Genomic DNA, 2338 nt, shown 5'->3' with positions numbered 1-2338 from the left:
CCACCCGGACCCGACAACCGACGCGAACTCACCATCCACTCCCACACCCCCACCACTGCCCACGACAAAACCCACGCCTGGACCCACCACGCCACCGCCACCCTCACCCCACAACCCACCACGCCCCAGGGCAGAGATGCAACGGAAAACGGAACCACAGACGGCTCCTGGCCACCTTCCGGTGCCGTACCGCTGGAGCTCGACGGCTTTTACGCCCTCATGGCGGGGATGGGGTTCTCGTACGGGCCCACGTTCCAAGGCGTACGTAAGGCGTGGAGCCTTGGTACGGAAACCTTTGCTGAGCTGTCCTTGCCGGATGACATGCCGGATGCCACAACGGGATTCGCTCTCCACCCAGCCCTTTTGGATGCCACCGTACAAACCATGGCGCTGACATCGGACGAACAGGAATGCCTGCCGTTCGCATGGAGCGGTGTCACCTTGTATGCCGCCGATGTTTCGTCCGCCCGAACGCCTTCTGCACAGGTGTCGTCCATGAGGGTCCGCCTATCCCAGGGCCCCGCAAGGGATGGGCATCGAACTCTGTCCCTGGAGACCACTGACGAACTCGGGCGCCGTCTCCTCTCGGTCGATTCACTCGCCCTGCGTCCCGTCAACATGGACGAACTCAGGGGCCTCGCTCACAGCGCCATCGATCAGGCAGATCTCTTCGAGGTGGCATGGGAAGCCTCCCCGGTCCGGCCGCTTGAACCGCATCCGCATGAGCGATGGGCAATCATCGGAGATGAACAGGGTCTCGCCGAGGGTACATTCGGCCCCAACGCCGTCCTCAATGGCGTCCTCAATGGCGTCAGCCTGACTCTCCACCACAGTCTCACCACACTGGTCGAGTCGTCGCGCACTCTTGAACACTGCCCGGACGTCGTCGTCATCGACTGTCGCACAGGGACCTTCGACGGGCCGACCATCCAGGAGATCCACCACCGGACCGAGCACCTCCTCCAGTCGCTCCAGCAGTGGCTGGCCGCAGGGAGTCTCGCCGACTCACGCCTCCTCGTCGTCACCCGTGGAGCCGTGGCCTGTGACAAGGGCGAGGATGTACCGGACCTCGCGGGCGCTGCCGCGTGGGGGCTGGTGCGTTCGACTCAGTCCGAGGAACCGGGCCGCGTGGTGATCGTCGACCTCGACAGTGCCGACGAGCCCGTGTCCTGGGGGCTGTTGCCGTCGATCCTCCGCACGGACGAGCCTCAAGCGGCAGTACGCGGCGGCGAGGTGCGCGTACCCCGCCTCGTGAAGGTCGATGACGGCAGTGCCTCGATCACCGGTATCTGTCCGCCGCTCGGAGAGGGACAGGAAACAGGGTGGCGCCTGGAATGCACGGACCCAGGAACCCTTACGGGGCTACGACCAGTCCCTTGCGACACGGCCAGTGTCCCGTTGGGAGCACACCAGGTGCGCATCGGTGTGCGGGCGGCCGGCGTGAACTTCCGCGATGTCCTGATCGCCCTGGGCATGGTCGAAGGAAGACAGGACGGACTGGGCAGTGAGGGGGCGGGTGTTGTCCTCGACGTCGGGTCCGACGTGACCTCGTGGCAGGCCGGTGACCGGGTGATGGGCGTCTTCGATGCCGCGTTCGGCCCGGTCGCGGTGGCCGACAAAAGCATGTTGGCCCGTATTCCGGAAGGCTGGTCGTTCGCGCAGGCCGCGTCGGTGCCCATCGTTTTCGCCACGGCCTATTACGGGCTCGTCGAGCTGGCGGGGCTCCGGGCAGGCGAGTCGGTTCTCATCCATGCCGCAGCCGGCGGGGTGGGAATGGCGGCCGTCCAGTTGGCCCGGCATCTGGGGGCGGAGGTCTTCGCCACCGCCAGCCCGGAGAAGTGGCATGTACTGCGGGCCAACGGAATCCTGCCCGAGCACATCGCCTCGTCCCGCGCCTTGACCTTCGAAACGCAATTCGCCCCTCTCACCGGTGGACGAGGCATCGACGTCGTACTGGACTGTCTGGCCCGCGAGTTCGTCGATGCTTCACTGCGCCTCACTTCCTGCCACGGGGGCCGATTCCTCGAAATGGGCAAGAGTGACATCCGGGACCCGGATGAGGTGCGCCGAACTCACCCGGGTGTCTCCTACCAAGCGTTCGACCTGCTCAGTGCAACGCCCGAGCTGGTCCGGGACATCCTCGCCAAGGTCCTGCGCCTCTTCGAGGAAGGCGCCTTCCAACCCCTCCCGCTCACTTGCTGGAACATCCCGGACGCCGCGGATGCCTTCCGCCACATGCAGCAGGGGCGTCACGTCGGCAAGAACGTACTCGTCGTTCCAGCCCCCTTCGATCCTGAGGGGACGGTCCTCATCACCGGAGGCACCGGCACCCTCGCCA

1 protein-coding gene is annotated in these 2338 nt (G+C 65.8%); it reads left to right on the top strand.

Features of this window, described 5'->3' with window-relative positions:
• Positions 1-219: 219 nt before the first annotated feature.
• Positions 220-2338 (top strand): polyketide synthase dehydratase domain-containing protein (locus I5Q34_RS32700; RefSeq protein WP_374193087.1); only part of this gene is annotated, 2119 nt, incomplete at its 3' end.

This window comes from Streptomyces sp. AV19 (assembly GCF_015999245.1).
Lineage (GTDB): Bacteria > Actinomycetota > Actinomycetes > Streptomycetales > Streptomycetaceae > Streptomyces.
The sequence above is the reverse complement of the archived record's forward strand: the minus strand, read 5'-3'. Positions and strand labels throughout refer to the sequence as shown.